The organism is Blastococcus sp. Marseille-P5729, assembly GCF_900292035.1.
Taxonomy (GTDB): Bacteria; Actinomycetota; Actinomycetes; order Mycobacteriales; family Antricoccaceae; genus Cumulibacter.
This window is the reverse complement of sequence record NZ_OMPO01000001.1, coordinates 1,289,870-1,313,840: the sequence shown is the minus strand read 5'-3', so window position 1 is coordinate 1,313,840 and position 23,971 is coordinate 1,289,870. Positions and strand designations below refer to the sequence as shown.

Genomic DNA, 23,971 nt, shown 5'->3' with positions numbered 1-23,971 from the left:
ATCCTGTCATGAGCAAGCGAGCCGTTATCGTCGTCGACGTCCAGCAGCAGTACTTTGACGGCGTCCTGCGGATTCAGCACCCGTCGCCGGAGGATTCCCTGGCGAACGTCGAGCGAGTGCTCGATGCCGCCATCGAGCGCGACCTGCCGGTTGCGGTGGTGCAGCACGAATACCCCGAGCAAGCGCCGGTCTTCGCGAAGGGCTCCGATGGCTGGCGTGTGCGGCCCGAGGTCGAGTCCCGGGTGCAGCCCTCCTGGACGCACGTCACCAAGAACAAGGGCAGCGTCTTCGCAGGGACCGATCTTGCCGGATGGCTCGCCGAGCGCGATGTCGACACCGTGACGCTCGTCGGTTTCATGACGAACAACTGCGACCTCGCCTCCGCGGTGTACGCCGAGGAACTCGGGCTGACCGCTGAGGTCCTCTCTGATGCCAGCGGCGCGATCCACCTGGCGAACGACGCGGGGAAGATTCACGCGCGAGACGTTCATGAGACGCTCATGGTGCTGCTGAACTCGAACTTCGCCGCCGTCGCCTCGACCGACCAATGGCTGGCGGCGCTGGAGTCGGGGGAGAGCCTGCCCAAGAGCAGCCTCGGCGAGTCCGCCGCCCAGGGCGCGGCTGTCTTCGGCGCATAGCCTGGCCCCGTCACCGGCGGTGGCCTACCGGTAGGTAGATGTCCCCAGTTGCGGCGCGTTTGCCGCAACTGGGGACATCTTCTTGGCTCGGTCCCCGGGCGCCCCGCGGCGAGGTCGCTTACAGGCCCAGGGCCAGGGCGCTTGTGCTGTGCTGGATCGGGGTAATCGCCCGAAACCGGCACAGTACAACGGGTGCGGGGTGGGCGAGGGCGTACGGTTGGCCCATGTGCCGAAACATCAGGGTCCTGCACAACTTCGCGCCGCCGGCGACGAATGACGAGGTCGCGGCGGCCGCGCTCCAGTACGTCCGCAAGATCAGCGGGTCGACGAAGCCCTCGACCGCCAACGAGGAGGTCTTCGACCGGGCCGTCGCCGAGGTCGCCGCGGCGACGCAGCGGCTGCTCGACGGGCTGGTGACCCACGCGCCACCGAAGGACCGCGACGAGGAAGCCGCCAAGGCGCGCGTCCGCAGCGCGGCGCGTTTCGGGCGCTGAGATCGCGATCGGAAGGAACCGCATGTCCTCTGCCGAGGGAAATCTGACCTGGCTGCCGCTCGAAGATCATCCCGAGCTGGTCGCGCCCGCGGTGGCCACGGCATCGGCGTCCGCCCCGGGCGCGCGCGTCGCCGAGATCGACGGGAGCCTCGCCGACACGGCAACGTTCTGCGAGGCGTACGGCGTCGCTCCCGAGTCCTCCGCGAACTGCGTCGTAGTCGCTGGACGCCGGGGTGAGAACGTTACGCACGCGGCGGTGATGGTGCTCGCCACGGACCGGGCCGACATCAACCGGATCGTGCGCAAGGAGCTCGGCGTCCGCCGCATCTCGTTCGCCGACCAGGCCGAGACCGAGCAGTCCACCGGCATGCGGCAGGGCGGTATCACGCCGATCGGACTACCCGCTGACTGGCCGATCCTCGTCGACCAGGCGGTCGTGGACGCCGGGCCGGTCGTGATCGGTGGGGGAGTCCGCGACTCGAAGATCCTCGTCGACGGAGCGGTGCTCGCCGGGCTGCCGAACGCCCGAGTGCTCCCGCTGACGATTCCGGCCGACTGAGCCCCGAGGCGGACTCAGCGAGTCAGCAGGACGCCGACCACCCATGCCCCGATCATCGCCACCGCTGCGGTGAACTCGATCAGCATGCCGAGCGCGAATCCGCGCAGGCCCGCTTTCGTCGCCGCCCAGGCCGGCGCGTGCGCGCGCAACCGCACCCGCTCGGCCAGATAGACGCCCAGCACGAACCCGATCGGGCCGCCGACGATCGGGATGACGAACAGGCCGACGATGCCGAGAACCAGCGCCAGCCCCATCGAGATGTTGCTCGCTCCGGCCTGCGACGTCCGCTTCGCCGGAATCGCGTACTTGAGCCAGGTTCCCGCGAGAGCGAAGGCGACGACGAACGCGAAGGCCGACCAGTGCGTCGCCGTGCCGCCGTCCGCGATCGCCCACCACAGCGCGGCCCCCGCGATCAGCAGGATCCCGGGAAGGATCGGCACCACGATGCCGGCGAGACCCGCCAGCATCAGCAGGCCCACGACTGCGATTCCGAGCTCGGTCATGCCCTCATCCTGCCGCCTCGCCGCGCGCGGGGGAGCTTAGGTAGGCCGCGCGGCGCACGTGGCCTACGCATCCGAGAGAGGCGACGCGGAGTCGGCGACCGACTGGAGGATCTCCCGGACCGCCCTGATCGCAGGTGAGCCGGTGGAGGACGTCCGCACCGAGGTGAAGACCGTGCGCACCGGATCGCCGGGCAGGCGGATGCACGCGACCCGGGCTGGGGTGCTCGCCAGCATGAGGCCCGGCAGCATCCCCACCGCGTTTCCCGAGGCCACCAGGGCGAGGTGGGACTGCAGGTCCGAGGAGACATAGCGGACGTCGGGCTCGAACCCGGCCGACCGGCACACCTGCTCAGCCCAGTGCCGGGTGGCCGTGCCTTCTGGCTCCAGCACCCAGGGGAGGGGGCGTCCGGCGAGCACCGTCTCCAGCTCGCGACCCGGGGGCAGGGGCACCCCGCCGACCGTGAGGCCGGTCGGCGTGATCAACTGCAGATCGTCCTGCAGCAGGATGTGGCGGTCCAGACCTGGCCAGTGCACGGGCGCGTGGCCGGGGTAGTACTCGGCGACGACCAGGTCGACGTCCCGCACCCACGTCTCGTGTAGGGCGGTCTCGGGTTCGTACTGCACGACCTCCAGCCGCAGCTGCGGATGCCGCTCCCGCACGGCGGTCAGCACGCGGGGAAGCAGCGCGATGGCCGCCGACTGGAACAGCGCCAGCCGCACTCGCCCGGTCACCTCCTCCCGAGCCATGCCCAGGGCAGCCTCCGCCTCCTCGAGCGCGTCGAGGATCGGATCAATGCGGGCCACCAGCGCCTGCGCCTCCGCCGTCAGCTGCACCCCTCTGCCGGCGCGACGCAGCAACGTCGTGCGGGTCTCCTTCTCCAGCGCCGCGAGCTGCGCCGACACCGACGAGGGTGCCATGTTCATCGCCGCCGCGACGGCAGTGACCGACCCGCGGATCGCCAGCGCCCGCAGCAGGACGAGCCGGCGTACGTCCAGCACTGGTCCACCCCCACATCCCTCCGAACAATCGTCGGATAATCCGAACGATATTGTACGAAAGCATTCGCTGTTCCCGGATGCTCATCCGAGTCACAATCGCTCTATGCCATCCGATTCGTCCGCCCCCGCCCCCATCGGCCACCCAGACCCCGCCGATCTACGGCGCCTCGCCCCGGCAGCCGTCCTGCAGGTCAGGGTGTGGCTGGCCGCGGCGCTCCAGCATCCCGCCGGCTTCGCGGCGCGACAGCTCGCCGGCGTGCTCGAGGACCCGCACGGGCTGGAGTTCACCGTCGGGTTCGTGGACCGCGTCGTCCGCCCCGAGGACACGCGAATCGCCGCTGAAGCGCTACGCGATCTCGCCGCACGCGTTCCGACCTTCCTGCCCTGGTACATGAAGCTCGCCATGCGCGTGGGCGGCCGCCTCGCCCCGCTCGTACCCCGCGTCGCCGTCCCCGTAGCCCGCAGGGTGCTGCGCAGTCTCGTCTCGCATCTGATCGTCGATGCGTCCGAGTCCCGGCTTGGTCCGGCCATCGCCAAGATCCGTCGTCCCGGCGTCCGCCTGAACATCAACCTCCTGGGCGAGGCGATCCTGGGGCGTGAGGAGGCCGAGCGCCGCCTGACCGGCATCCGGACGCTGATCGAGCGTCCGGATGTCGACTACGTCTCGGTCAAGGTCTCGGCCGCCACCGCTCCGCACAGCCCTTGGGCGTTCGAGCAGGCCGTCGACGAGGTCACCGAGCACCTGCTGCCGCTCTATCAGCTCGCGGCCCGCCAGGCCTGCTCCGCCGCCGGTGCCACCTTCATCAACCTCGACATGGAGGAGTACCACGACCTCGACATGACCCTGGCGGTGTTCATGCGGATCATGGACCACCCTGAGCTGAGAACCTTGCCCGCCGGCATCGTTCTGCAGGCCTACCTGCCGGACGCCATGGAGGCGATGACGCGCCTGCAGGCATGGGCCGCCGAGCGGGTGGACGCCGGGGGAGCGCCGATCAAGGTGCGGGTGGTCAAAGGGGCCAACCTGCCTATGGAGCAGATGCAGGCCTCCCTCATGGGGTGGCCACAAGCTCCTTACCAGACCAAGCAGGCCACCGATGCCAACTACAAGCGGGTGCTCAACTACGCCCTTACCCCGGAGCACACCCGGAACGTGCGGGTCGGCGTCGCGGGCCACAACCTGTTCGACATCGCTCTGGCCTGGCTCCTGGCGCAGGACCGAGGACTGAGCACCACCTGGCCGGGCGCCGCAGCAACGTCGACCACGGAGTCGACCATGACGCCGGCCCCGACGTCGTCCACGGCGACGTCCACTCGAGCGCCGGACGTGGAGTTCGAGATGCTGCTCGGCATGGCCACCGGGCAAGCCGAGGCCGTCAAGAAGGACGTCGGCTCACTGCTGCTCTACACCCCGGTCGTCCACCCGGCCGAGTTCGACGTCGCCATCTCCTATCTGGTCCGTCGCCTGGAGGAGGGCGCCAGCCAGGAGAACTTCATGTCAGCGGTCTTCGAGCTCGACTCGGACCAGCGACTATTCGACCGGGAGGAGCAGCGCTTCCTGGCCTCCGTGCAGGACGTCGACCTGACCGTCCCCGCGCCGCAGCGCTCGCAGAACCGGCTGACCGGCGAGACCGGCCCGGTGCCGCTGGCCGTGGACGGCTTCGCGAACACCCCGGACACCGACCCCTCGCTCGAGGCCAATCGGGACTGGGGTCGGCAGATCACCTCGCGCATCCCAAGCTCCTCCCTCGGCCGGGACACCGTGGAATCCGCTCGCGTGCGCAACGCGGACCAGATCGACGCCGTCCTCAGGGCCGCCGGGCGCGCCGGTGAGACGTGGCGGACCCGCTCCGGGGCCGAGCGAGAGGCCGTCCTGCGGCTGATCGGCGACCAGCTGGAACTGCGTCGTGGCGACCTGCTCGAGGTGGTCGCCGCCGAGACCGGCAAGACGCTCGATCAGGGCGACCCGGAGATCTCTGAGGCCATCGACTTCGCGCGCTACTACGGACGGCTGGCCCGCGGCCTCGACGAGGTCGCCGGCGCGCGGTTCGAACCTTCCCGGCTCACCGTGGTGATCCCGCCGTGGAACTTCCCCGTCGCCATCCCGGTCGGTGGCGTGCTCGCCGCCCTCGCCGCGGGTTCCCCGGTCGTGTTCAAGCCCGCGCCCCAGTCCGTGCGCACCGGAGCGGTGGCCTACGACGCGATCCGTGCGGGCCTTCGCGAGGCGGGGATCGCGGACGCCGAGCAGCTGGTCTCGTTCATCTCGATCGATCCGGACGACGAGGACGAGGTAGGCCGCAGCCTCATCACGCACCCGGACGTCGAGCGGGTCATCCTCACCGGCGGCTACGAAACCGCGAAGCTGTTCCGGTCCTTCCGCTCCGACCTGCCGCTGCTGGCCGAGACGTCGGGGAAGAACGCGATCATCGTCACCCCGAGCGCCGACCTCGACCTCGCCGCCAAGGACGTGGTGAGCTCGGCCTTCGGGCATGCCGGCCAGAAGTGCTCGGCGTCCTCGCTGGTCATCCTGGTCGGCTCGGTCGCCACGTCGAAGCGCTTCCGTCACCAGCTGCTCGATGCGGCGTCCTCACTACACGTGGGCTACCCCGCGGATCCGCGCGCCCAGATGGGTCCGGTAATCGAGCCGCCGGGCGAGAAGCTGACGCGTGGGCTGACCCAGCTCGCCGACGGTGAGCGGTGGCTGCTGCAGCCGCGACGGCTGGACGACACCGAGCGGCTGTGGTCTCCCGGGATCCGGACTGGCGTGCGACCGGGCTCAGATGCGCACCTGACGGAGTACTTCGGCCCGGTGCTGGGCGTGATGAGCGCGCAGTCCCTGAAGGAAGCGGTCGGGCTGGTCAACGCCGTGGACTACGGCCTGACCTCTGGGCTGCACTCGCTGGACGCCGACGAGATCGGCTACTGGCTCGAGCACGTGCGCGCCGGCAACCTCTACGTCAACCGCGGGATCACCGGCGCCATCGTGCGGCGCCAGCCATTCGGCGGCTGGAAGCGCTCGGCCGTCGGCGCCGGCACCAAGGCGGGTGGCCCGCACTACCTGCACGGACTCGGCACCTGGCACGACCGTCCGGTCGAGGGCATTGACGGCGCGCGGCCCACGGCGGGCGCGGGGCGCGGCCTCGATCACGAGGTGGTCGCCGGGTTGGTCGCTGCTGCCGACCGCGTGGACGACGCGGTGATCACGCCCGCGGAGGTCGCCTGGCTGTTGTCCGCCATCGCCCTCGATGACACCGCGTGGCGGACGTCCTTCGGTGCGGCGCACGACATCAGCGCTCTGGTGGCCGAGCGCAACGTGCTGCGGCATCTGCCGCTCCCCGTGCTGGTCCGCCATGAGTCTGGCCCCGTCGTGCATCTGCTGCGGGTGCTGGCGGCCGGGGTGCGCGCCGGCGCGCCGCTGACGGTGAGTGTTCCGCGCGATCTGCCCTCCGAGGTGATGACTGCCGTGCGGATCGCCGAGCGGGCGACGGTCGTGGTCGAGTCCACCGAACAGTTCCAGAAGCGGGCTTTGCAGTGGACTCGCGTGCCGGCATCGGCGGACGACGGAGGCGACCCGCGGGTGCGCCTGGTCCTGGACTGGGACGGCGACGCCGACGCAGCGCGGGCCGCGGTGACGGCGCTGTTCGAGGCCGTGGACGGCTCTCCTGACCTGGCCGTGTACGCAGGGCCGGTCGTATCCGCAGGCGAGGTCGAGCTCCTGCCGTTCGTGCGCGAGCAGGCGGTTGCGATCACGGCGCACCGGTTCGGCACGCCGGACGGGCTGACCGACGACCTGCTGTGACCCCGCCGGACGGGGTGACCGACGACCTGCTGTGACCCCGCCGGGAGGGCGGTACGTCGGACGCGGTGGGTGACTGCGATCGGCATGAGCGGAGACACAGTCACAGTGCGCCGCGGACCATCGCGAGCCGATGCCCGGATCACTAGCCTTGCTGGGTGCATTTCTACCCAAGCGACCTGCTGGCCTCCGGGGTGAGCGACGCGTTCACCGCCGCCCAGCCCGGCAGCTATCTCGCCCTCGTGCTGGTGATCGCCGTCCTGTGCCAGTGGCTGGCGAGCCGGCTACGCGTCCCCGGGATCCTCGTGCTGCTCGTCGTGGGCTTCGGACTCGGCCAGCTCATCTCTCCCGAGGAGATCATCGACCGCGAGATGCTCTTCGGAGGGACGACGCTCGCGGTCGGAGTGATCCTCTTCGAGGGATCGCTCACGCTGAAGTTCAAGCAGATCCGTGACCTCGGCACGTCGGTCAGACGACTGTGCACCGTCGTCGTCCTCATCGCCTGGGCACTCATCACCGCAGCGGCGCTGCTGATCGGCTACGACTGGCGCATTGCGCTGCTGGCCGGCGCGATCCTGGTCGTCACCGGCCCCACCGTCATCAGCCCGATCCTGCGGCAGCTGCGCCCCACGCGCCGGGTCGCGTCCCTGTTGCGCTGGGAGGGGATCGTCGTCGACCCGATCGGCGCAGTCCTCGCCGTCCTCGTCTATCAGGCGATCGTCGCCGGGCAGGACGGCGCGATCGGAGCCGTCGTGCTCGGGTTGCTTTACACCCTCGCGATCGGCTTCGGCATCGGCCTCGGAGTGGGCTGGGTGATGGCACAGCTGACGCGACGGCACCTGATCCCGGACTTTCTCGACGGCATCGCCTATCTCGCCGCAGCGCTCGGCGCCCTCACCCTGTCGAACATGCTCCAGCACGAGACGGGTCTGCTCACGGTGACCGTCATGGGTATCTACCTGGCGAACCGGGCGGATCTGCACCTCGAACGGGTGCTGGAGTTCAAGGAGCACCTGCAGGTCCTGTTCGTCGGCGTCCTGTTCGTGCTGCTCGCCGGACGGATCACCTGGGCGCAGCTGGTCGACGTCCTGCCACAGGCACTGCTGTTCCTGGCGCTGCTGGTAATCGTCGTGCGCCCGGTCAGCATCTTCGTCGGGCTCTGGGGCAGCGATGCGACCACGCGTGAGCGGATCCTGCTGGCCGCGATGGCGCCGCGCGGAATCGTGGCGGCGGCGATCATGAGTATCTTCGCGTTGCAGCTCGACCACGCCGCGGCCGGCGTCCAGAACGGCCCGCGATCGAACGATCTGACCCTCCTCGCCGACCAGGCAGACACTCTGGTCCCGCTCGTGTTCGCCTTCATCGTGGGGTCGGTGACCATCTACGGTCTTGGCGTCGGGCGCCTCGCCGAACGCCTCGGGCTCGCCAGCACCAACCCCACCGGGGTGGTCTTCGCGGGCGCGCCTACCTGGGCAGTGCAGGCCGCTCAGCGGGTCGCCGAGGACGGCACGGCGGTCAAGGTCGTCACCCGCGACTACAGCGCCGTGAAGGCCTGCCGGTCGGTCGGTGTGGACGTCGAGTTCACCCACATCCTCAGCGAGTACGCCGCTGACGACATGCCACTCGCCGGCTTCGGAACCCTGCTTGCAGTCACCTCGGACGATGAGGTGAACGCGACCGCAGCACGACAGTTCGCCCCCGTCTTCGGCAAGCCGAACGTCTACCAGCTCAAGCGGCACGAGGAGGCGACGTTGTCGATCAAGGGTGCCAAGACCAAGGCGCTCCCGGCCCGTCACCTGACCGCACCCAGCCTCGGCTCGCCGGCGCTCACCTTCGAGGAGCTCGACCACCGGACCCGGCGAGGTATGCGGGTCCGCAGCACCAAGCTCACCGAGGCCTACACGCTGGACGACTTCAGATCACGGTACGGCGACCAGGCGACGATCCTGCTGGCGAAGATCGGAGGGCGATACGTGCCGGTTACCGACGACACCGTGCTGCCCCGGTCCGGCACGACGTTGATCTCCCAGGTGCCCGGCGGGAAGGCCGCGAATGCCGAGGCCGCTCGCGCGAACGGCACCGCGTAAGTCAAGGCGTGGGTGGCGTCGAGTGGACGCCGGGTCCCTAAGGTGGGCGCATGCGGACATGGCACGTGACTAGGCTGGGCGAGCCGCCCTCGGTGATCGAGCAGGTGGATATTCCAGAGCCCGAGCCCGCCGATGGCGAGGTGCTGCTGGAGGTCGAGGCGGTCAGCGTCGGGTTCCCCGACTGGCTGATGGCGCAAGGCCTCTACCACGACAAGCCCGACCTGCCCTTCGGTCTTGGCGGGGAGTCCTCCGCCCGGGTGCTGCGCGCTCCCGCCGGGTCCGGGCTGACGGAGGGTCAGCGGGTAATCGCGCTCGCCGGAGGCAAGGGCGGCATCACGCTCACCTCGCGCATCGCGGCCACCCCGGACCGGCTGCTCCCGGTACCCGACAAGATGTCGCCCGAGCACGCCGCCGTCCTGTTCGTTGCCTATCAGACGGCGTACGTCGGGTTGATGCGTCGCGGGCGGCTGCAGGTCGGTGAGACCGTCGTCGTGCACGGTGCCAGCGGCGGCGTGGGGATGGCCGCGGTGCAGATCGCGAAGGCGTCCGGTGCCCGGGTCATCGCGGTCGCGGGTGGAGAGCAGAAGGCCCAGGCCTGCCGGGAGTTCGGGGCGGACGTCGTCATCGACCACCGCACCGATGACTTCGTCGAGGTCGTCAAGGAGCTCACCGGGGGTCGTGGGGTGGACGTCGTGTTCGACCCGGTCGGTGGGGACACCTTCGACCGGTCCCGCAGGATCATGGCAGTCGAGGGCCGGCTGGTCGTCGTCGGCTTCGCCGGCGGCACGATAGCGCAAGCGCCCACGAACCACGCGTTGCTGAAGAACTACGACGTCGTCGGCTTCCGGATGCGGCCCTTCCGCGAGGATCGTGCCTACCGGCGACGGGTGCACGACAGCCTGGTGCAGATGTATCAGGCAGGTGCGCTGCACCCACGCGTGACAACGTACGACTTCGATGACCTCCCGGCTGCTCTGGAGCTGATCGGCTCCCGCCAGGTGATCGGCCGTGTGGTGGTCTACCCGCCCACCTGAGCAAGCCCGTCGGGGAGAGCAGGTCTACAGGCGATGCATGGCGGTCGTGAGCAGCACGAGCTCGCCGGCCGCGTCGGTCGCGTCGAGGTCGACGACGGCGTCCACCACCCAGTCACGGTTGCCTTCCGGATCAAGCAGCGTCTGCCGCACGTTCCATAGACGTGCATCGATGTCAGGGTCGCCGCCAGGCTGTGGGCCGGATGCCGGCTCGATCCGCAGGTTCGCCAGCGAGCGTGCGTCGCCGTCCGCGATCAGTGACTCGTGCTCGTCGTAGTAGGCATCGAGCGCCGCGTCCCACGCCGCTCGGGTCATTACCGGCTCGCGCGGCGGGTCGCACTTGCCGGCTGCCGTGGCGTCCGCGGCGACGAGCGCATCGACGCGGTCGAGCGAGATGTGCTGCACGCGGGCGAGCATGGCGCTGCGCACCATGACCTTTAGGACCCGCTCCTGTGAGGACAGCGGCGGCGGCCCCGAGACCGCCTCCTCTCGTGTGGCCGCGGCCGCCGAGGGGTCGGCGAGCGCCGTCCACTCGTCCAGCAGGCTCGAGTCGACCTGCCGCACGGTCTCCCGAAGCCACGCCTCGATGTCGTCGAGCTCGGGCGTGCGCGCCGACTCCGGCACGGTCTGGCGCAGCGTGCGGTAGGCGTCCGTCAGATAGCGCAGCAGCAACCCTTCGGAGCGGGCGAGCTGGTAGCGACTGATGAAGTCGTGAAAGCCCATGGCCTGCTCGTACATCTCCCGCACGATCGACTTCGGATCGACGGCATGCTCGGGCATCCACGGATGGCCCTGCCGGTACAGCTCGTACGCCGCCGCGAGCTCGTCAGCCAGCGGACGCGGCCAGGTGATGTCGTCGAGCAGCCGCATACGTTCGTCGTACTCGACGCCGTCCGCCTTCAGCTCGGCCACGGCCTCCCGCTTCGCTGCGTCCTGTTGAGCGAACAGGATCGCACGCGGCGCCTCGAGCACCGACTCGACGACCGAGACCACGTCGAGCGGGTAGCTCTCGCGGGCTGGGTCGAGCAGCTCGAGCGCGGCGAGCGCGAAGTGGGCGAGCGGCTGGTTGAGAGCGAAGTCGTAGGGGAGGTCCTCGGTCAGGACGTAGCGCCGTCCGTACCGATCGGGCTCGTCCAGCCGGCGGGCCACGCCGCTGCGCAGCAGGCTGCGGGTGAGCCGCAGCGCCCGCCGGGCGAGCTTGACCTGGTTGGCGCGCGGCTCGTGGTTGTCGGTGAGCAGTCGCCGCAGGACCTCGACGGCGTCCTCCTCGCGGGCGCCCACGTTGATCAGCATCGCGTTGTCGACCTTCATCCGCGAACGCAGCTGCTCAGGGGCGCCCGCGACGAGCTTGTCGAAGGTCTGCTCGCTCCACACCACCGTGCCCGGCGGCGCCTTCTTCAGCTGCGGCTTGCTCTTCTTCTTGGGGTTCGCTGCGTTCTTCGCCTCGGACTTCGCCTTGGCGCGCTCGTTCTCGATCACGTGCTCGGGCGCCTGGACCACGACGTACCCGACGGTGTCGAAGCCCGCCCGCCCCGCGCGACCGGCGATTTGCTGGAACTCCCGGGTGCGCAGGATCCGCTCGCGCCGTCCGTCGAACTTCGCCAGGGAGGTGAACAGCACCGTCCGGATCGGGACGTTGATGCCGACGCCGAGGGTATCGGTGCCGCAGATGACCTTCAGCAGCCCGGCCTGTGCCAGCTGCTCCACGAGCCGTCGGTACTTCGGCAGCATGCCAGCGTGGTGAACGCCGATACCCGCGCGCAGCAGTCGCGAGAGGGTCTTGCCGAAACCGGCCGAGAATCGAAAGTCGCCGATCTTCTCGGCGATCGCGTCCTTCTCCTCGCGGGTGGTGAGCGTGGTCTGCAGCAGCGAGCGGGCGTGCTCGATCGCGGCAGCCTGGGTGGTGTGGACGACGTACACCGGAGCCTGGTGGGTGGTGACCAGTTCCTCGACCGTCTCGGCGAGTGGCGTGAGAGACCAGCTGAAGCTGAGCGGCACCGGCCTCGGGGCGTCGGCGACGAGGGCGGTCTCCTGGCCGGTGCGGCGAGTGAGGTCGTCGCGGATCTCGGTGACGTCGCCGAGCGTGGCTGACATGAGCAGGAACTGCGCGTTGGAGAGCTCGAGCAGCGGCACCTGCCAGGCCCAGCCGCGCTCGTGGTCCCCGTAGTAGTGGAACTCGTCGGCGACGACGAACCCGACGTCGGCAGACGGGCCTTCACGGAGCGCGATGTGGGCGAGGATCTCGGCGGTGCAGCAGATGATCGGTGCGTCGGGGTTGACCGAGGAGTCGCCGGTCAGCAGCCCGACGTTCTCCGCCCCGAACAGCGCGCAGAGATCGAAGAACTTCTCGTTGACCAGCGCTTTGATCGGCGCCGTGTAGAAGCTGACCCGGTCGCCGGCGAGAGCGTTGAGGATGCCGGCCGCGGCGACCAGCGACTTGCCGGAGCCGGTGGGAGTCGCGAGGACGACGTTCGCGCCACCGAGCAGCTCCAGGATCGCCTCGTCCTGATGGGGATAGAGCTCGATGCCGGACTCGGTCGCCCATTGCAGGAACGCCTCGTACACGTCGTCGGGCCCGGCGTCCGGCCCCAGATGCTGGTCCAGCCGGGACATCCGCCCATCCAATCACGACCCCCATCTGCGCTGCGTTCTGCCTCGCTATAGCGAGGTAAGACCCACCGCAGGTGGGGAGTGATTGCTCGTTCGCTGGGCGCGGAGCCGCCGGATCCGCTAGAACGTACTGGTGTCAACTAGCGCGCACGGGCTCCGCGACGAGCCGATCGTCCTTGGCCCCCTGCTCAGGATGGTTACCACCAGCACGGCCTCGGTCTGGGTGCAGACCGCTCGCGGGGGCGTGGTCACGGTACGCGCTGGCGAGCGCAGATGGAGCGCGCCCACCTTCCGCGTGCTGGAGTTCCACTACGCGCTAGTCGTTTGTGACGGGTTGGAACCGGGCACCTCGGTCGAGTACGAGGTCCTGCTGGACGACGAACGGGTATGGCCCCAGCCGGACTCCGATCTGCCCCCGCCCCGGCTGAGCACGCTGGATCCTGACCGTCCGCTGCGTCTCGCGTTCGGGTCGTGCCGCACCAGCGTGCCGCACGACGCCGCGGGAAACGCCAGCAACGGCGTGGATGCACTGCGCGCCTACGCGCTCGATGCGCTGACGAAGGACCGCGACGAGTGGCCCACGATGATCGCCTTCCTGGGCGACCAGGTGTACGCCGACGAGACCTCCGATGCGATGCGGGAGTTCATCGACCAGCGTCGCGGCTTGGACGAGCCGCCCGGGGAGGAGCTGAAGGACTACACCGAGTACGCCCACCTGTACCGGCTCGCCTGGAGCGACCCGGTCAACCGGTGGCTGCTTGCGAGCGTGCCCAGCGTGATGATCTTCGACGACCACGACGTCCGCGACGACTGGAACACCTCGCGCGACTGGCACCGTGAGATGAACGAGCTCCCATGGTGGCATGACCGCATCGTCGGCGCGCTGTCTTCCTACTGGGTGTACCAGCACTGCGGGAATCTGAGCCCCGACGATCTCGCCGCGGACCAGATCTGGCAGCTGATCGCTGGACACGATCCCGCCGCGGGTGAGTGCGACGTGACCGAGGTGGTGATGTCGCTGGCGGAGCGGGTCGACAAGGATCCGACCGTCTATCGGTGGAGCTACACGGTCGACCTCGCGCCGAACCGGCTGGTGATGATCGACTCGCGGGCGGCGCGGGATCTCGACCCGGACAACCGGCGGATGCTGGACGCCGATGAGATGCGCTGGCTGCAGACGCAGCTGACCGGGGACGTCGAGAACCTCTTCCTCGGTACCTCCTTGCCGTTCCTGCTGCTGCCCGGGATCCACGACCTGGAAGCGCTCAACGAGGCGATGTCCCAAGGTGCGTGGGGACGAGCGGCTGCCTGGCTTGGCGAGCGGGTGCGCCGCGCGGTCGACCTCGAGCACTGGGCAGCCTTCCAGGACTCTTTCCATGAGGTGTACGACGCGGTCGTCGAGGTCGCGACCGGACGGCGCGGCACCCCGCCGCGCACGATCACCTTCCTGTCCGGTGACGTGCACAACTCGTTCGTGGCGTCGCTGCCGGAGGACGCGTTGGGAAGCGGAGCCTCTCGGGTGCTGCAGGCCGTCTGCTCCCCGATCCGCAACCCGTTGCCGCGGTTCATTCGGGCGGGTCACACCCTCGCTGCCCGCAGGCTCGCGGCACCGATGCACTTCATCGTCAAACGCACCAAGAAGGTGACCGAGCCTGAGCATCGATGGAAGATCCTCGGACCGTGGTTCGACAACAACCTGGCGACCGTGATCGTGCAGCCCGACGGTCTGGAGCTCCGGTGGGAGTCGGGCGTCATCGACGACGAGCAGACCCAGACACCGCGCCTCGAACTCGTGTCGCGCGTCATGGTGACCACCGAGGGCGACGACGAGATCTCCGAGAACGTGGGGAGCCCCGAGGCCGGCCTGGAGAGCTCCGGTCGCTGAGCTCCGGTTGTCGAGCTCCGGTTGTCGAGCTCCGGTCGCTGAGCCGCGAGCCATACTAAGGTCGATCGTCGTGAGCACTCTCGATGACGCCCGCGCGGGCATGAACCTCGACATCCGGCCGCAGGACGACCTCTTCGGGCACGTCAACGGACGCTGGCTCGAGGCGACCCAGATCCCGAGCGACCGGTCGAGCTGGGGGCCGTTCGTGGAGCTCGCGGACGCCGCCGAGCAGCAGGTTCACGCCATCGTGGAGGAGCTGGCTGCGTCCGAGCCGGCGAGCCTGACTGAGGACGGCGCGAAGATCGCCGCACTGTACGCCTCGTTCATGGACGTCGAGGCCGTGAACGCCCGCGGGATTGGGCCGCTGGAACCGCAGATCAGGGCGGTCGGCGAGCTCACCGACGTCCGGGAGATGGCGGCCTTTCTCGGCGGCTTCGAGCGGACCGGCGGCTCGGGACTGTTCGGTATGTACATCGACACCGACGACCGTAACTCCGACCGGTACCTCGTCAACATCCTGCAGGGCGGGCTCGGGCTGCCCGACGAGTCCTATTACCGCGACGAGAAGTTCGCCGACGTACGCGACAAGTACCTCGCGCATCTCGCGCGGATGCTCGCCTTCGCCGAGCACGACGATCCCTCGGCCGCGGCCGTGAGCATCCTCGAGGTCGAGACCCGGCTGGCGGCTGGCCATTGGGAGCGGGCCGAGACCCGCGACGTGCAGAAGACCTACAACCTGACCACCTTCGAGGAGCTGACCGCGCTCGCGCCGAGCTTCGACTGGACTGCGTACGTGGGCGCGCTCGGCGGTGACCAGCGCACTCTCGCCGAGGTGTGCGTGCGCCAACCGTCATACCTAAAGCATCTATCGAATGTTCTCGATGACGTGCCGATCGAGAAGTGGCGCGACTGGTTGCTCGTCCGGGTGCTGAGCGCCGCCGCGCCGTACCTCGCGGACGAGATCGTCGAGGCGAACTTCGACTTCTACGGACGCACCCTGAGCGGCACGCCCGAGCTGCGAGCCCGGTGGAAGCGCGCGGTCGGCTTCGTCGAGGGCGCCATCGGCGAGGCGGTCGGGGAGCTGTACGTCGCACGGCACTTCCCGCCGCGGGCAAAGGAGATGATGGACGAGCTGGTCGACAACCTGCTCACGGCGTACCGCACGTCGATCGAGCAGCTGGACTGGATGACGGCCGAGACCAAGCAGCGGGCGCTCGAGAAGCTCGACACCTTCCGGCCGAAGATCGGTTACCCGGATGAGTTCCGCGACTACTCGGCCCTCGAGGTCGGTGACGACCTGCTTGGCAACGCGCATGCGGCGGCCGCGTTCGAGACTGACCGGGAGCTGGCCAAGATCGGGGCCCCGGTTGACCGGGACGAGTGGTTCATGCTGCCGCAGACGGTGAACGCCTACTACAACCCTGGCACCAACGAGATCTGCTTCCCTGCCGGCATCCTGCAGAAGCCATTCTTCTCGCCGGACGCCGATGCAGCTGAGAACTACGGAGGGATCGGCTCGGTGATCGGTCACGAGATCGGGCACGGGTTCGATGACCAGGGCGCGCAGTACGACGGGGCAGGCAACCTCAATGACTGGTGGAGCGCCGCCGACAAGGCGGCCTTCGAGGTCAAGTCCAAGGCGCTGATCGAGCAGTACGACGGGTTCGCGCCGCGCAACCTGCCCGATGAGCGGGTCAACGGCGCGCTCACGGTGGGCGAGAACATCGGGGACCTCGGCGGGCTGACCATCGGCCACAAGGCCTATCAGATCTCTCTGGGTGCGCCGTCCGACGGCATCGCCGACCCCGCGGGCTCGCGCCGGCTGTTCATGAACTGGGCATTCTGCTGGCGAGTCAAGCGTCGACTCGAGCAGGAGCGGCAGTACCTCACCATCGATCCGCACAGCCCGCCGGAGTTCCGCGCCAACATCGTGCGCAACCTGGACGAGTTCCACGAGGCCTTCGGGACGACGTCCGACGACGGCCTCTGGCTCGACCCCGCCGACCGCGTCCGCATCTGGTAGCCAGAGACGGCATGCTGAGAGGGCCGGCCGCGGCGGATCATGCTGCTCCTTGGCAAGAGGTGGGGCTACGGGGCGGCGCTGGCGGCCCACCCCAGCGTCACCAGCTCGCGCAGGACGCAGAGGTCGACCTCCGCCAGCTTGTTGACGTAGAGGCAGGAGACGGCGCGACGGTGCTTACCGAGCTGAGCGAGCAGCTCGTCGGTGCCGGGGTGTCCGAACAGACCATAGAGCGATGTCGATGCACCGCGCGGGCTGAACCCGACGCGCGGCATGTCTCCCTCGCGCCCCGACTCGTAGACATAGTGCAGCTCGCCGTACCCGACGATCGATGGTCCCCACATCACCGCCGGGACGCCGGTGACCCCACCCCGGGTGGCGCCGACCGATGGATCGTCGTCCGCGAACGACCAGCCGTGCTCGGCCATCGCGCAGGCGGCGCGGACGACGACCCGCACCGTGCGGCACTACCACCAGCTCGGGCTGCTGCCCGAGCCTGCGCGTCGGGCCAACGGCTACCGCGAGTACGAGCTGGCCGACCTCGTGCGCATGCTGCGCATCACCTGGCTGAGCAAGGCGGGCGTGCCGCTGGCGACCGTCGGCGACCTGCTCGCCCGCGAGAGCGACCACGGCGACGGGCGCTCTGTCGAGCACGATCTCGCGATCGTCGCCCAGACGATCCAGGCGGAGCGCGACCGGCTGACCCGCCAGCTCAATGCGCTGGAGCAGATCCAGCAGTCGGTCGCGAGCGGACGCCGACTCAGCAGCCTCGCGCCTGCGCTCGCCGATGCCTTCGACAGGGTCGCCGACGCCGCAGCCGCAGAGCTAGTCACCGACTCGGACCCCGCAGACCCGGCGGTGGGCGATCCCGCCGACGACTCGGCGGCCGCGCGGGCCCGCGCCGTTGTCGAGCGTGATCGGGAGATGCTCGAGATCTTGGCGCTGTCGGGGCAGCTGCCCGACGAGGTCACCGCAGCGTACGTAGCGCTCGCCGATGACCCGCAGCAGCTGAGGTCGGCGCTGCGCATCATGAGTGAGTTCGCCGCGCTGGAAGGAAAGCGTCCGCGGGAGGTCGACGGGCGTATCGATGCGCTCGTCGACCTGCTGCTGCAGACCACAGTCGTCAGCCGCCTCATCACGGGGGCCGAGCCGGCCGAGATGCCGCACGACGACGACCTCGCGTTCTTCATGCCCGACCCGGCGCAGCGAGAGGTCGCGCGGCGGCTTATGGAGCGGTCGCGATGAGCGGGCGCCGTCCTGCCTGGCAGAGGCCTGGTTACCTCTTCAAGCGCGCCGTGCTGATGGAGTGGCGCGGGTACAAGAGCATCTGGCGCCAGCTGGCCCGACGTCCGCGCGTTCCCGCGGGAATGCGTGCGCACGACTATCACCGCGCGATCGCTCCGATGCTGACGGTGTTCCTCCTCGTCTGCGCGATCGAGGTAGTCGTCGTCGACATCATGGTCCACCGCTGGCCCGCGGTCCGGCTCCCGCTGCTGCTGTTGGGCATCTGGACGGTCGCGATGATGGCCGGGCAGCTGTGCGGCGTCCTCTCGCGGCCGCACGCCGTCGGCGATGACGGGATCAGGGTGCGCTACGGGCCCGAGATCGACGTGCCGCTGAGCTGGGCGACGATCGACTCGGTCGAGCTGCGGAGCCGTACCCGCCGCGACAAGGAACCCGCCCTCACCACCGCAGAGGGCCGAACGACCTACCACCTGCGCGTCGCCGACCAGACCAATCTCGACATCACGCTCGAGGAGCCGACGACGATCCGGCTGCCGCACGGCACCGAGAGGGTCGACGTCATCGCGGTGTACGCCGACGACCCGAAGGCATTTCTGGCCGACGTCCGCCGTGTCGCCGGCGCTCCGGAATCGCGTCAGGGGGTCGTGAACCCGGCCTTGGTGAAGTCGTCGCCGACGTACACCAGTGGGATCTCGCGGCTGCGTGCGAGCGCATACGAGAAGCAGTCGCCGTAGTTGAGGCCCGCCGGGTTCCGGCCCTTCCCGAATCGCCGCCATCCTTCCATGGCGATGCGCAGCTGCGACTCGTCGAGGGGGACGACGGTTAGGTCGAAGTCGGCGAGGACTCGCTCGAGCGGCGTGCGTCCGTCTGTCAGGGATTCGACCACGATGCCGAGCTCGACTGCGGTCGCCGCGCTGATCAACCGGCTTTCGGCCGCTCGTAGCTGCTCGACGATCCGGTCACGATCCCGCTCGCCCTTCAGGACGGCGATGACGGCCGACGTGTCGACGGCGACGGGCTCAATGCTGCCGGAATCGCTCACGCCGGAAGGCCGTGCTCGTCGTAGCCGATGATCTCGTCGGCGCTGCGGTCGTCGCGGGCGTGCTCGCGAAACTCGATCGATACGCGCTCGATCGAGTGCGCAACGTCAATGGCGGCCTCCCGGCGTATCCGCTCGAGCCGTTCTCGCAGCGCGATCGTCACGGCCTCGGTCAGCGACTCACGGGTGAGCCGCGCGAGCTCGCGGGCGAGCTCGTCGGCCTCCGAGGTCTTGATCGATAGTGCCATGTCTAGAATTCTAACGCAGTTTCTAGAATCGGCGGGGTGGGCGCACCGGGGTTGGGTGTGTTGCGTGCGGTTCACGCCAACAGACAGCTGGTTTCGGCCCAGTGTGGAGATTCAAAGTTGAGCGGAATAGGCTCAACTTTGGACGGCGTTACATCTATGTCGCCGTATTCGGCAAGCACGGGTGCGGCGCCCTGAATGTTCAATGACTTTCGAGGAGACCGCACGTGGACCAGCAGAAGCTCACCACCAAGTCATCAGAAGCGCTCGCTGCTGCCCAGCGGCTGGCGGCCGAGCACGGCAACCCCCAGCTCGAACCGCTGCATCTGTTGGTCGCGCTGATCGAGCCCTCCGACGCCATCGCCCGCCCGTTGCTTGATGCAACCGGCGCCAACCCGCAGTCGGTGCTGACCGATGCGCAGGCGAAGATCGCCCGGCTGCCCAGCGCCAGCGGCGCCACCACCGGAGCGCCACAGGCCAGCCGCACGCTGCTCGACGTCCTGAATGCCGCGACCAAGCTCGCGGGCAGCCTGAACGACGAGTACGTCTCCACCGAGCACCTGCTTGTCGCCATCGCGCAATCCGGGGGCGAGGCCCGTACCAGTCTCACCGACAACGGCGCCACCCCCGATTCGCTGATCAACGCCTTCAAGACCGTCCGCGGCAACCGGCGCGTCACCAGCGCCGACCCCGAGGGCTCCTACCAGGCGCTGCAGAAGTACGCCGACGACCTCACCGAGAAGGCCCGTAGCGGCAAGCTCGACCCGGTCATCGGTCGCGACACCGAGATCCGCCGCGTGATCCAGGTGCTGTCCCGCCGTACGAAGAACAATCCGGTTCTCATCGGCGAGCCCGGCGTCGGCAAGACCGCGATCGTCGAGGGGCTCGCCCAGCGCATCGTCGCCGGCGACGTCCCCGAGTCGCTCAAGGGCAAGCGGCTGATGAGCCTCGACCTCGCCGGCATGGTCGCCGGAGCGAAGTACCGCGGTGAGTTCGAGGAACGGCTCAAGGCCGTGCTGCAGGACATCACCGAGTCCGAGGGCGAAATCATCACCTTCATCGACGAGCTGCACACGATCGTCGGCGCCGGTGCTGGCGGAGACTCCGCGATGGACGCCGGCAACATGATCAAGCCAATGCTCGCCCGCGGTGAGCTGCGCATGGTCGGCGCGACGACGCTCGATGAGTACCGCGAGCGGATCGAGAAGGATCCGGCCCTCGAGCGTCGTTTCCAGCAGGTGCTGGTCGGCGAGCCGAGCGTCGAGGACACCATCGGCATCCTGCGTGGGCTGAAGGATCGCTACGAGGTGCATCACGGCGTCCGCATCCTGGACCAAGCACTGGTTGCTGCCGCGACGCTCTCCGACCGCTACATCACCAGCCGGTTCCTGCCCGACAAGGCCATCGACCTCGTCGACGAGGCGGCGTCCCGGCTGCGCATGGAGATCGACAGCCGCCCGGTCGAGATCGATGAGATCGAGCGCGTCGTACGCCGCCTCGAGATCGAGGAGATGGCGCTGTCCAAGGAGGACGACGCCGCCTCGAAGGCCCGGCTCGAAGCCTTGCGCAAGGACCTTGCCGACAAGCAGGAGCTGCTGAACGAGCTCACCGCCCGCTGGCAGAAGGAGAAGGGCGCGATCGAGGCGACCCGGGGTCTGAAGGAGCAGCTCGACGCGCTGCGCGGCGAGGAGGAGCGCGCCGAGCGCGACGGCGACCTGGCCAAGGCCGCCGAGCTGCGCTACGGACGCATCCCGGCCCTGGAGAAGCAGATCGCCGAGGCGACCGAGGCCGAGCAGTCGGCGGAGGTCATGCTCAAGGAAGAGGTGTCCGCCGACGACATCGCCGAGGTGGTCGCCGCATGGACCGGGATCCCGGCCGGCCGCATGATGGAGGGCGAGACCGCCAAGCTGCTGCGCATGGAGGAGGCGCTCACCCAGCGCGTCATCGGCCAGGAGACCGCGGTCTCCGCGGTGGCGGACGCCGTCCGCCGCGCCCGTGCTGGGATCGCCGACCCGAACCGGCCCACCGGCAGCTTCCTGTTCCTCGGCCCGACCGGCGTCGGCAAGACCGAGCTGGCCAAGGCGCTCGCGGAGTTCCTGTTCGACGACGAGCGGGCGATGGTCCGCATCGACATGTCGGAGTACTCCGAGAAGCACAGCGTCGCGCGGCTGGTCGGTGCGCCTCCCGGCTACGTCGGCTACGACGAGGGCGGACAGCTCACCGAGGCGGTACGTCGTCGCCCGTACACCGTCGTCCTGCTCGACGAGGTTGAGAAGGCCCACCCGGACGTCTTCGATATCCTGCTGCAGGTGCTGGACGACGGGCGCCTGACCGACGGGCAGGGCCGCACGGTCGACTTCCGCAACACGATCCTGATCCTCACCAGCAACCTTGGCTCGCAGGCGATCATGAACGCCGAGCTAAGCGATGCGGAGAAGAAGGACGCCGTCCTGGCGGTGGTGCGCGGACACTTCAAGCCCGAGTTCCTCAACCGCCTCGACGAGGTCGTGGTCTTCAGCAGCCTCGGCACCAGTGAGCTGGGCCGGATCGTCGACATCCAGCTCGACGTCCTCGCCGAGCGGCTGCAGGACCGTCGTCTCGAGCTCGACGTCACACCCGCCGCCCGGGAGTGGCTGGCGCTGGACGGCTTCGACCCGCTGTACGGCGCGCGTCCGCTGCGCCGGCTGATCCAGTCAGCGATCGGAGATCAGCTGGCCAAGCTGCTGCTGTCCGGCGAGGTCGGCGACGGCGACACGGTGCTCGTCGACCGCGGCGACGACGGCCTCACCGTCACCAAGAAACAGTAGCTGCACCCTTGGCTGGCGGTCGCCTTCCGCCGACGGTCGCCGGGAAAGTGGTCGTCGGGAAGGTGGTCGTCGGCCGAAGCGCGGAGCGGAAGCGACGGCGACCTCCATCGCGCCTGGCAGACGCGCCAGCGCGGGATGGCCGTCGGGGGCACGCCGAACTGTGGTTGCGGACCTCGGCCAGCACTCGGCTACGGGCTAATGAAGCGGTCGGTGTCGATGCCGAACTCGCGGACCTTCCGATAGAGCGTCGATCGGGCCACACCCAGCCTCCGCGCTGCGAGGGCCTTATTGCCACGGCACTCGGCGAGGACGGTCAGCAGGGCGTCCAGTTCGGCGCGTTCCAGGACCGAGTGAACCTTCGCCGTAGGCGGCTGACGGTATCCGGTAGGCAGGTGCTGTAGCGCGATGTCTCCGCCGAGGGCGCGGGCAGCCGCGGATTCGATGACCGATCGCAACTCGCGGACGTTCCCCGGCCATGAGCGGGCGCGGAGCGCCTGCAGGACGGCGGGTTGAATTCGCTGGGCTCCGCGGCCCGGCCGGGCGCGCTCGGCAAGGATCTCATTGGCGAGATCCTCGATCTCGTCGTCGCGCAGGGTCAGTGGAGATATGGCGACCCTCCGATCGAATCGGGCCTGCACGCGGGCGATCAGTCCCTCAGCGATCTCCGGGCCGGTAACGATCAACCGCCAGCCCTGCTCGACGGAACGGTCGATCGCAGCCATCAAGTGAGGCATGAGGGCGGGATCCGCACCGGCGACGTTGTGCAGTACGACCGTCGCGCCACGAGCGAGGTGGTGGCGCAACTCGAATCCCCAGTAACGGGCTCTCGACCCTTCGATGAGCCCGAGATCGAGCTCATGGAGCTGACTGTCAGGGCTTGCCCAGACGTCATGTAACCGCCGCGCGGCGTGCCTCTTACCGACGCCTGGCTCGCCCGTGATCAGCGTAGGCCCCGGTTGGTTGGCAACGAGGTCGAGTTCGGCATTGAGCCTGCTGGTGGCCCTGCTTCGCCCAGCGAGCCTTGCCCTCGCTGGCCCGTGCCCGCTGGGCGAGCATTGCGAATTACCTCGACGGCCGGGCACTACGCGAAGCTCTAGGACGACGCCCATTGTGCGGCGGAGGTCAGCCAGTCGACGCGCCTTCGCGAGAACAGTCATGTCGCTGGCCAGCTGCAGCTCGCCCATCACCTCGTCGGACCCGCTGAGTCGCTCGCATGCCCAAGCCCACAGGTAGGCCTGATCGGACGGCTGGAGCAGCCGCGCTGCCGCCGGATTGGTCATCACCATATCGTTGCTGAGAGTGACGACCGCCGAGCCGCCACGGCGTGAGGTACGCAGGAACTCCTCGAGCAATGCGCGTTCGTCGTTGGAGGCCATGTCGTAGAGCTCTTGTTCGATCTCGCGGACCGCGGCCTCAACCAGCGGGGCCATCAATGGGCTGGCGCTGGGTAGGTCGCAGGTAATGTCGAGGATTCCCTCGACACCCCGGCCGACTGGATGGACGATCGGTTTGCCAACGCAGGCGAGGTTCTGCAGCGACTCGCGATAATGCTCTCCACCTTGCACCGCGAACAGCCGCCGTTCCTCTAGTGCGGTGCCGATGCCGTTGGTGCCGCTGCTCTCCTCAGCGAATCCGAACCCTGGGGCCACGTTCGCATCGTCGAGGCGATCGCGCATCCTGTGGCTTCCGACCCGGCGGTCGACGATCCGCGCGGCGCTGTCCGCCAACAGGATCGTCGCGCCCGAATCGGCTAACTGCTCGGCAAGGCGGCTAAGTATGGGCTCCGCGGCCCGGCGCAGGCGGCTGTCCTCGGGCAGGTCGGCGGTGTATGGCAGAGCCGCTGCCCCCGGCGCAACGCCAGTCATCCGGCAGCGGCGCCAGGACTCCTGAATCTCGGTACGGATCATGGCGGTATCTGCGGACGTGTCGACTCCGGACTGGTCAAGAGCGCGATCGCGCGCCGACCAGCGGGCGCGCACCTCGTTGGGAACGGACATCGTTACTCCTGCAACT

At 69.0% G+C, this 23,971-nt stretch carries 18 protein-coding genes; 11 read left to right on the top strand and 7 right to left on the bottom strand.

Translation table 11 applies throughout. The annotated features are described in order from the left end of the window. The first annotated feature begins 8 nt into the window (after positions 1-8). The 3 genes from DAA40_RS06475 to DAA40_RS06465 all read left to right on the top strand — a co-directional run bounded on the left by DAA40_RS06475 (position 9) and on the right by DAA40_RS06465 (position 1,691). Positions 9-638, top strand: coding sequence for an isochorismatase family protein (locus DAA40_RS06475; RefSeq protein ID WP_106848815.1), 630 nt, complete (start codon positions 9-11; stop codon positions 636-638). A gap of 224 nt (positions 639-862) precedes the next feature. Continuing rightward, the gene (locus DAA40_RS06470; RefSeq protein WP_106848814.1) at positions 863-1,132 is read left to right on the top strand and encodes a DUF2277 domain-containing protein; all 270 of its coding nucleotides are present in this window, start codon (positions 863-865) and stop codon (positions 1,130-1,132) included. Between the two features lie 22 nt (positions 1,133-1,154). Beyond that, entirely contained in the window at positions 1,155-1,691 is a 537-nt protein-coding gene (locus DAA40_RS06465; protein WP_106848813.1) for a YbaK/EbsC family protein, read from the top strand. 14 nt (positions 1,692-1,705) lie between these two features. Here DAA40_RS06465 and DAA40_RS06460 read toward each other — a convergent pair whose 3' ends face one another. Both DAA40_RS06460 and DAA40_RS06455 read right to left on the bottom strand, forming a co-directional pair. Further along, the gene (locus DAA40_RS06460; protein ID WP_106848812.1) at positions 1,706-2,194 is read right to left on the bottom strand and encodes a DUF456 domain-containing protein; all 489 of its coding nucleotides are present in this window, start codon (positions 2,192-2,194) and stop codon (positions 1,706-1,708) included. 63 nt (positions 2,195-2,257) lie between these two features. Next, on the bottom strand, positions 2,258-3,193 hold the full coding sequence (locus tag DAA40_RS06455; RefSeq protein WP_106848811.1) for a LysR family transcriptional regulator: 936 nt from the start codon (positions 3,191-3,193) through the stop codon (positions 2,258-2,260). Between the two features lie 103 nt (positions 3,194-3,296). Between DAA40_RS06455 and DAA40_RS06450 the strand changes: the two genes are divergently transcribed. From DAA40_RS06450 to DAA40_RS06440, 3 genes are all read left to right on the top strand, one after another. Further along, on the top strand, positions 3,297-6,992 hold the full coding sequence (locus DAA40_RS06450; protein ID WP_106848810.1) for a bifunctional proline dehydrogenase/L-glutamate gamma-semialdehyde dehydrogenase: 3,696 nt from the start codon (positions 3,297-3,299) through the stop codon (positions 6,990-6,992). 155 nt (positions 6,993-7,147) lie between these two features. Continuing rightward, positions 7,148-9,076 (top strand): sodium:proton antiporter, encoded by a 1,929-nt coding sequence (locus DAA40_RS06445; RefSeq protein WP_199849546.1) that lies wholly within the window; start codon positions 7,148-7,150, stop codon positions 9,074-9,076. Between the two features lie 50 nt (positions 9,077-9,126). After that, positions 9,127-10,110, top strand: a complete 984-nt coding sequence (locus DAA40_RS06440; RefSeq protein WP_106848809.1) for an NADPH:quinone oxidoreductase family protein — start codon at positions 9,127-9,129, stop codon at positions 10,108-10,110. Positions 10,111-10,134: 24 nt separating this feature from the next. Here DAA40_RS06440 and DAA40_RS06435 read toward each other — a convergent pair whose 3' ends face one another. Further along, complete coding sequence (locus tag DAA40_RS06435) at positions 10,135-12,720, bottom strand: RNA helicase (RefSeq protein ID WP_106848808.1); 2,586 nt, start codon at positions 12,718-12,720, stop codon at positions 10,135-10,137. Positions 12,721-12,850: 130 nt separating this feature from the next. Between DAA40_RS06435 and DAA40_RS06430 the strand changes: the two genes are divergently transcribed. Next, positions 12,851-14,602 (top strand): alkaline phosphatase D family protein, encoded by a 1,752-nt coding sequence (locus DAA40_RS06430; protein ID WP_199849545.1) that lies wholly within the window; start codon positions 12,851-12,853, stop codon positions 14,600-14,602. A gap of 70 nt (positions 14,603-14,672) precedes the next feature. Further along, a complete protein-coding gene (locus DAA40_RS06425) occupies positions 14,673-16,625 on the top strand; it encodes a M13 family metallopeptidase (RefSeq protein ID WP_106848806.1) in 1,953 nt (650 codons plus the stop codon). A 65-nt stretch (positions 16,626-16,690) separates the two neighbouring features. Here DAA40_RS06425 and DAA40_RS06420 read toward each other — a convergent pair whose 3' ends face one another. Further along, the gene (locus DAA40_RS06420; protein WP_199849544.1) at positions 16,691-17,080 is read right to left on the bottom strand and encodes a DUF1801 domain-containing protein; all 390 of its coding nucleotides are present in this window, start codon (positions 17,078-17,080) and stop codon (positions 16,691-16,693) included. 1 nt (position 17,081) lies between these two features. On the opposite strand from DAA40_RS06420, the gene DAA40_RS06415 reads away from it, so the two are divergent. Both DAA40_RS06415 and DAA40_RS16135 read left to right on the top strand, forming a co-directional pair. After that, entirely contained in the window at positions 17,082-17,867 is a 786-nt protein-coding gene (locus DAA40_RS06415) for a MerR family transcriptional regulator (RefSeq protein ID WP_158716277.1), read from the top strand. Further along, on the top strand, positions 17,864-18,601 hold the full coding sequence (locus tag DAA40_RS16135; protein ID WP_158716276.1) for a hypothetical protein: 738 nt from the start codon (positions 17,864-17,866) through the stop codon (positions 18,599-18,601). The genes DAA40_RS06415 and DAA40_RS16135 overlap by 4 nt, the downstream gene beginning before the upstream one ends. On the opposite strand, the gene DAA40_RS06410 is transcribed toward DAA40_RS16135, so the two are convergent. Continuing rightward, a complete protein-coding gene (locus DAA40_RS06410; RefSeq protein ID WP_199849543.1) occupies positions 18,502-18,909 on the bottom strand; it encodes a type II toxin-antitoxin system VapC family toxin in 408 nt (135 codons plus the stop codon). The two genes, DAA40_RS16135 and DAA40_RS06410, sit on opposite strands and share 100 nt — an antisense overlap. Beyond that, positions 18,906-19,154, bottom strand: coding sequence for a type II toxin-antitoxin system VapB family antitoxin (locus DAA40_RS06405; protein ID WP_106848803.1), 249 nt, complete (start codon positions 19,152-19,154; stop codon positions 18,906-18,908). The genes DAA40_RS06410 and DAA40_RS06405 overlap by 4 nt, the downstream gene beginning before the upstream one ends. Before the next feature lie 224 nt (positions 19,155-19,378). Between DAA40_RS06405 and clpB the strand changes: the two genes are divergently transcribed. Further along, complete coding sequence (clpB, locus tag DAA40_RS06400) at positions 19,379-21,958, top strand: ATP-dependent chaperone ClpB (protein WP_106848802.1); 2,580 nt, start codon at positions 19,379-19,381, stop codon at positions 21,956-21,958. Positions 21,959-22,146: 188 nt separating this feature from the next. Here clpB and DAA40_RS06395 read toward each other — a convergent pair whose 3' ends face one another. Continuing rightward, entirely contained in the window at positions 22,147-23,955 is a 1,809-nt protein-coding gene (locus tag DAA40_RS06395) for a sigma-54-dependent Fis family transcriptional regulator (RefSeq protein ID WP_106848801.1), read from the bottom strand. Positions 23,956-23,971: the final 16 nt, after the last annotated feature.

Coding starts and splice junctions, on each gene's coding strand:
- DAA40_RS06475 (WP_106848815.1), top strand. CDS start 9: ATGAGCAAGCGAGCCGTTATCGTCGTCGACGTCCAGCAGCAGTACTTT.
- DAA40_RS06470 (WP_106848814.1), top strand. CDS start 863: ATGTGCCGAAACATCAGGGTCCTGCACAACTTCGCGCCGCCGGCGACG.
- DAA40_RS06465 (WP_106848813.1), top strand. CDS start 1,155: ATGTCCTCTGCCGAGGGAAATCTGACCTGGCTGCCGCTCGAAGATCAT.
- DAA40_RS06460 (WP_106848812.1), bottom strand. CDS start 2,194: ATGACCGAGCTCGGAATCGCAGTCGTGGGCCTGCTGATGCTGGCGGGT.
- DAA40_RS06450 (WP_106848810.1), top strand. CDS start 3,297: ATGCCATCCGATTCGTCCGCCCCCGCCCCCATCGGCCACCCAGACCCC.
- DAA40_RS06440 (WP_106848809.1), top strand. CDS start 9,127: ATGCGGACATGGCACGTGACTAGGCTGGGCGAGCCGCCCTCGGTGATC.
- DAA40_RS06435 (WP_106848808.1), bottom strand. CDS start 12,720: ATGTCCCGGCTGGACCAGCATCTGGGGCCGGACGCCGGGCCCGACGAC.
- DAA40_RS16135 (WP_158716276.1), top strand. CDS start 17,864: ATGAGCGGGCGCCGTCCTGCCTGGCAGAGGCCTGGTTACCTCTTCAAG.
- DAA40_RS06405 (WP_106848803.1), bottom strand. CDS start 19,154: ATGGCACTATCGATCAAGACCTCGGAGGCCGACGAGCTCGCCCGCGAG.
- DAA40_RS06395 (WP_106848801.1), bottom strand. CDS start 23,955: ATGTCCGTTCCCAACGAGGTGCGCGCCCGCTGGTCGGCGCGCGATCGC.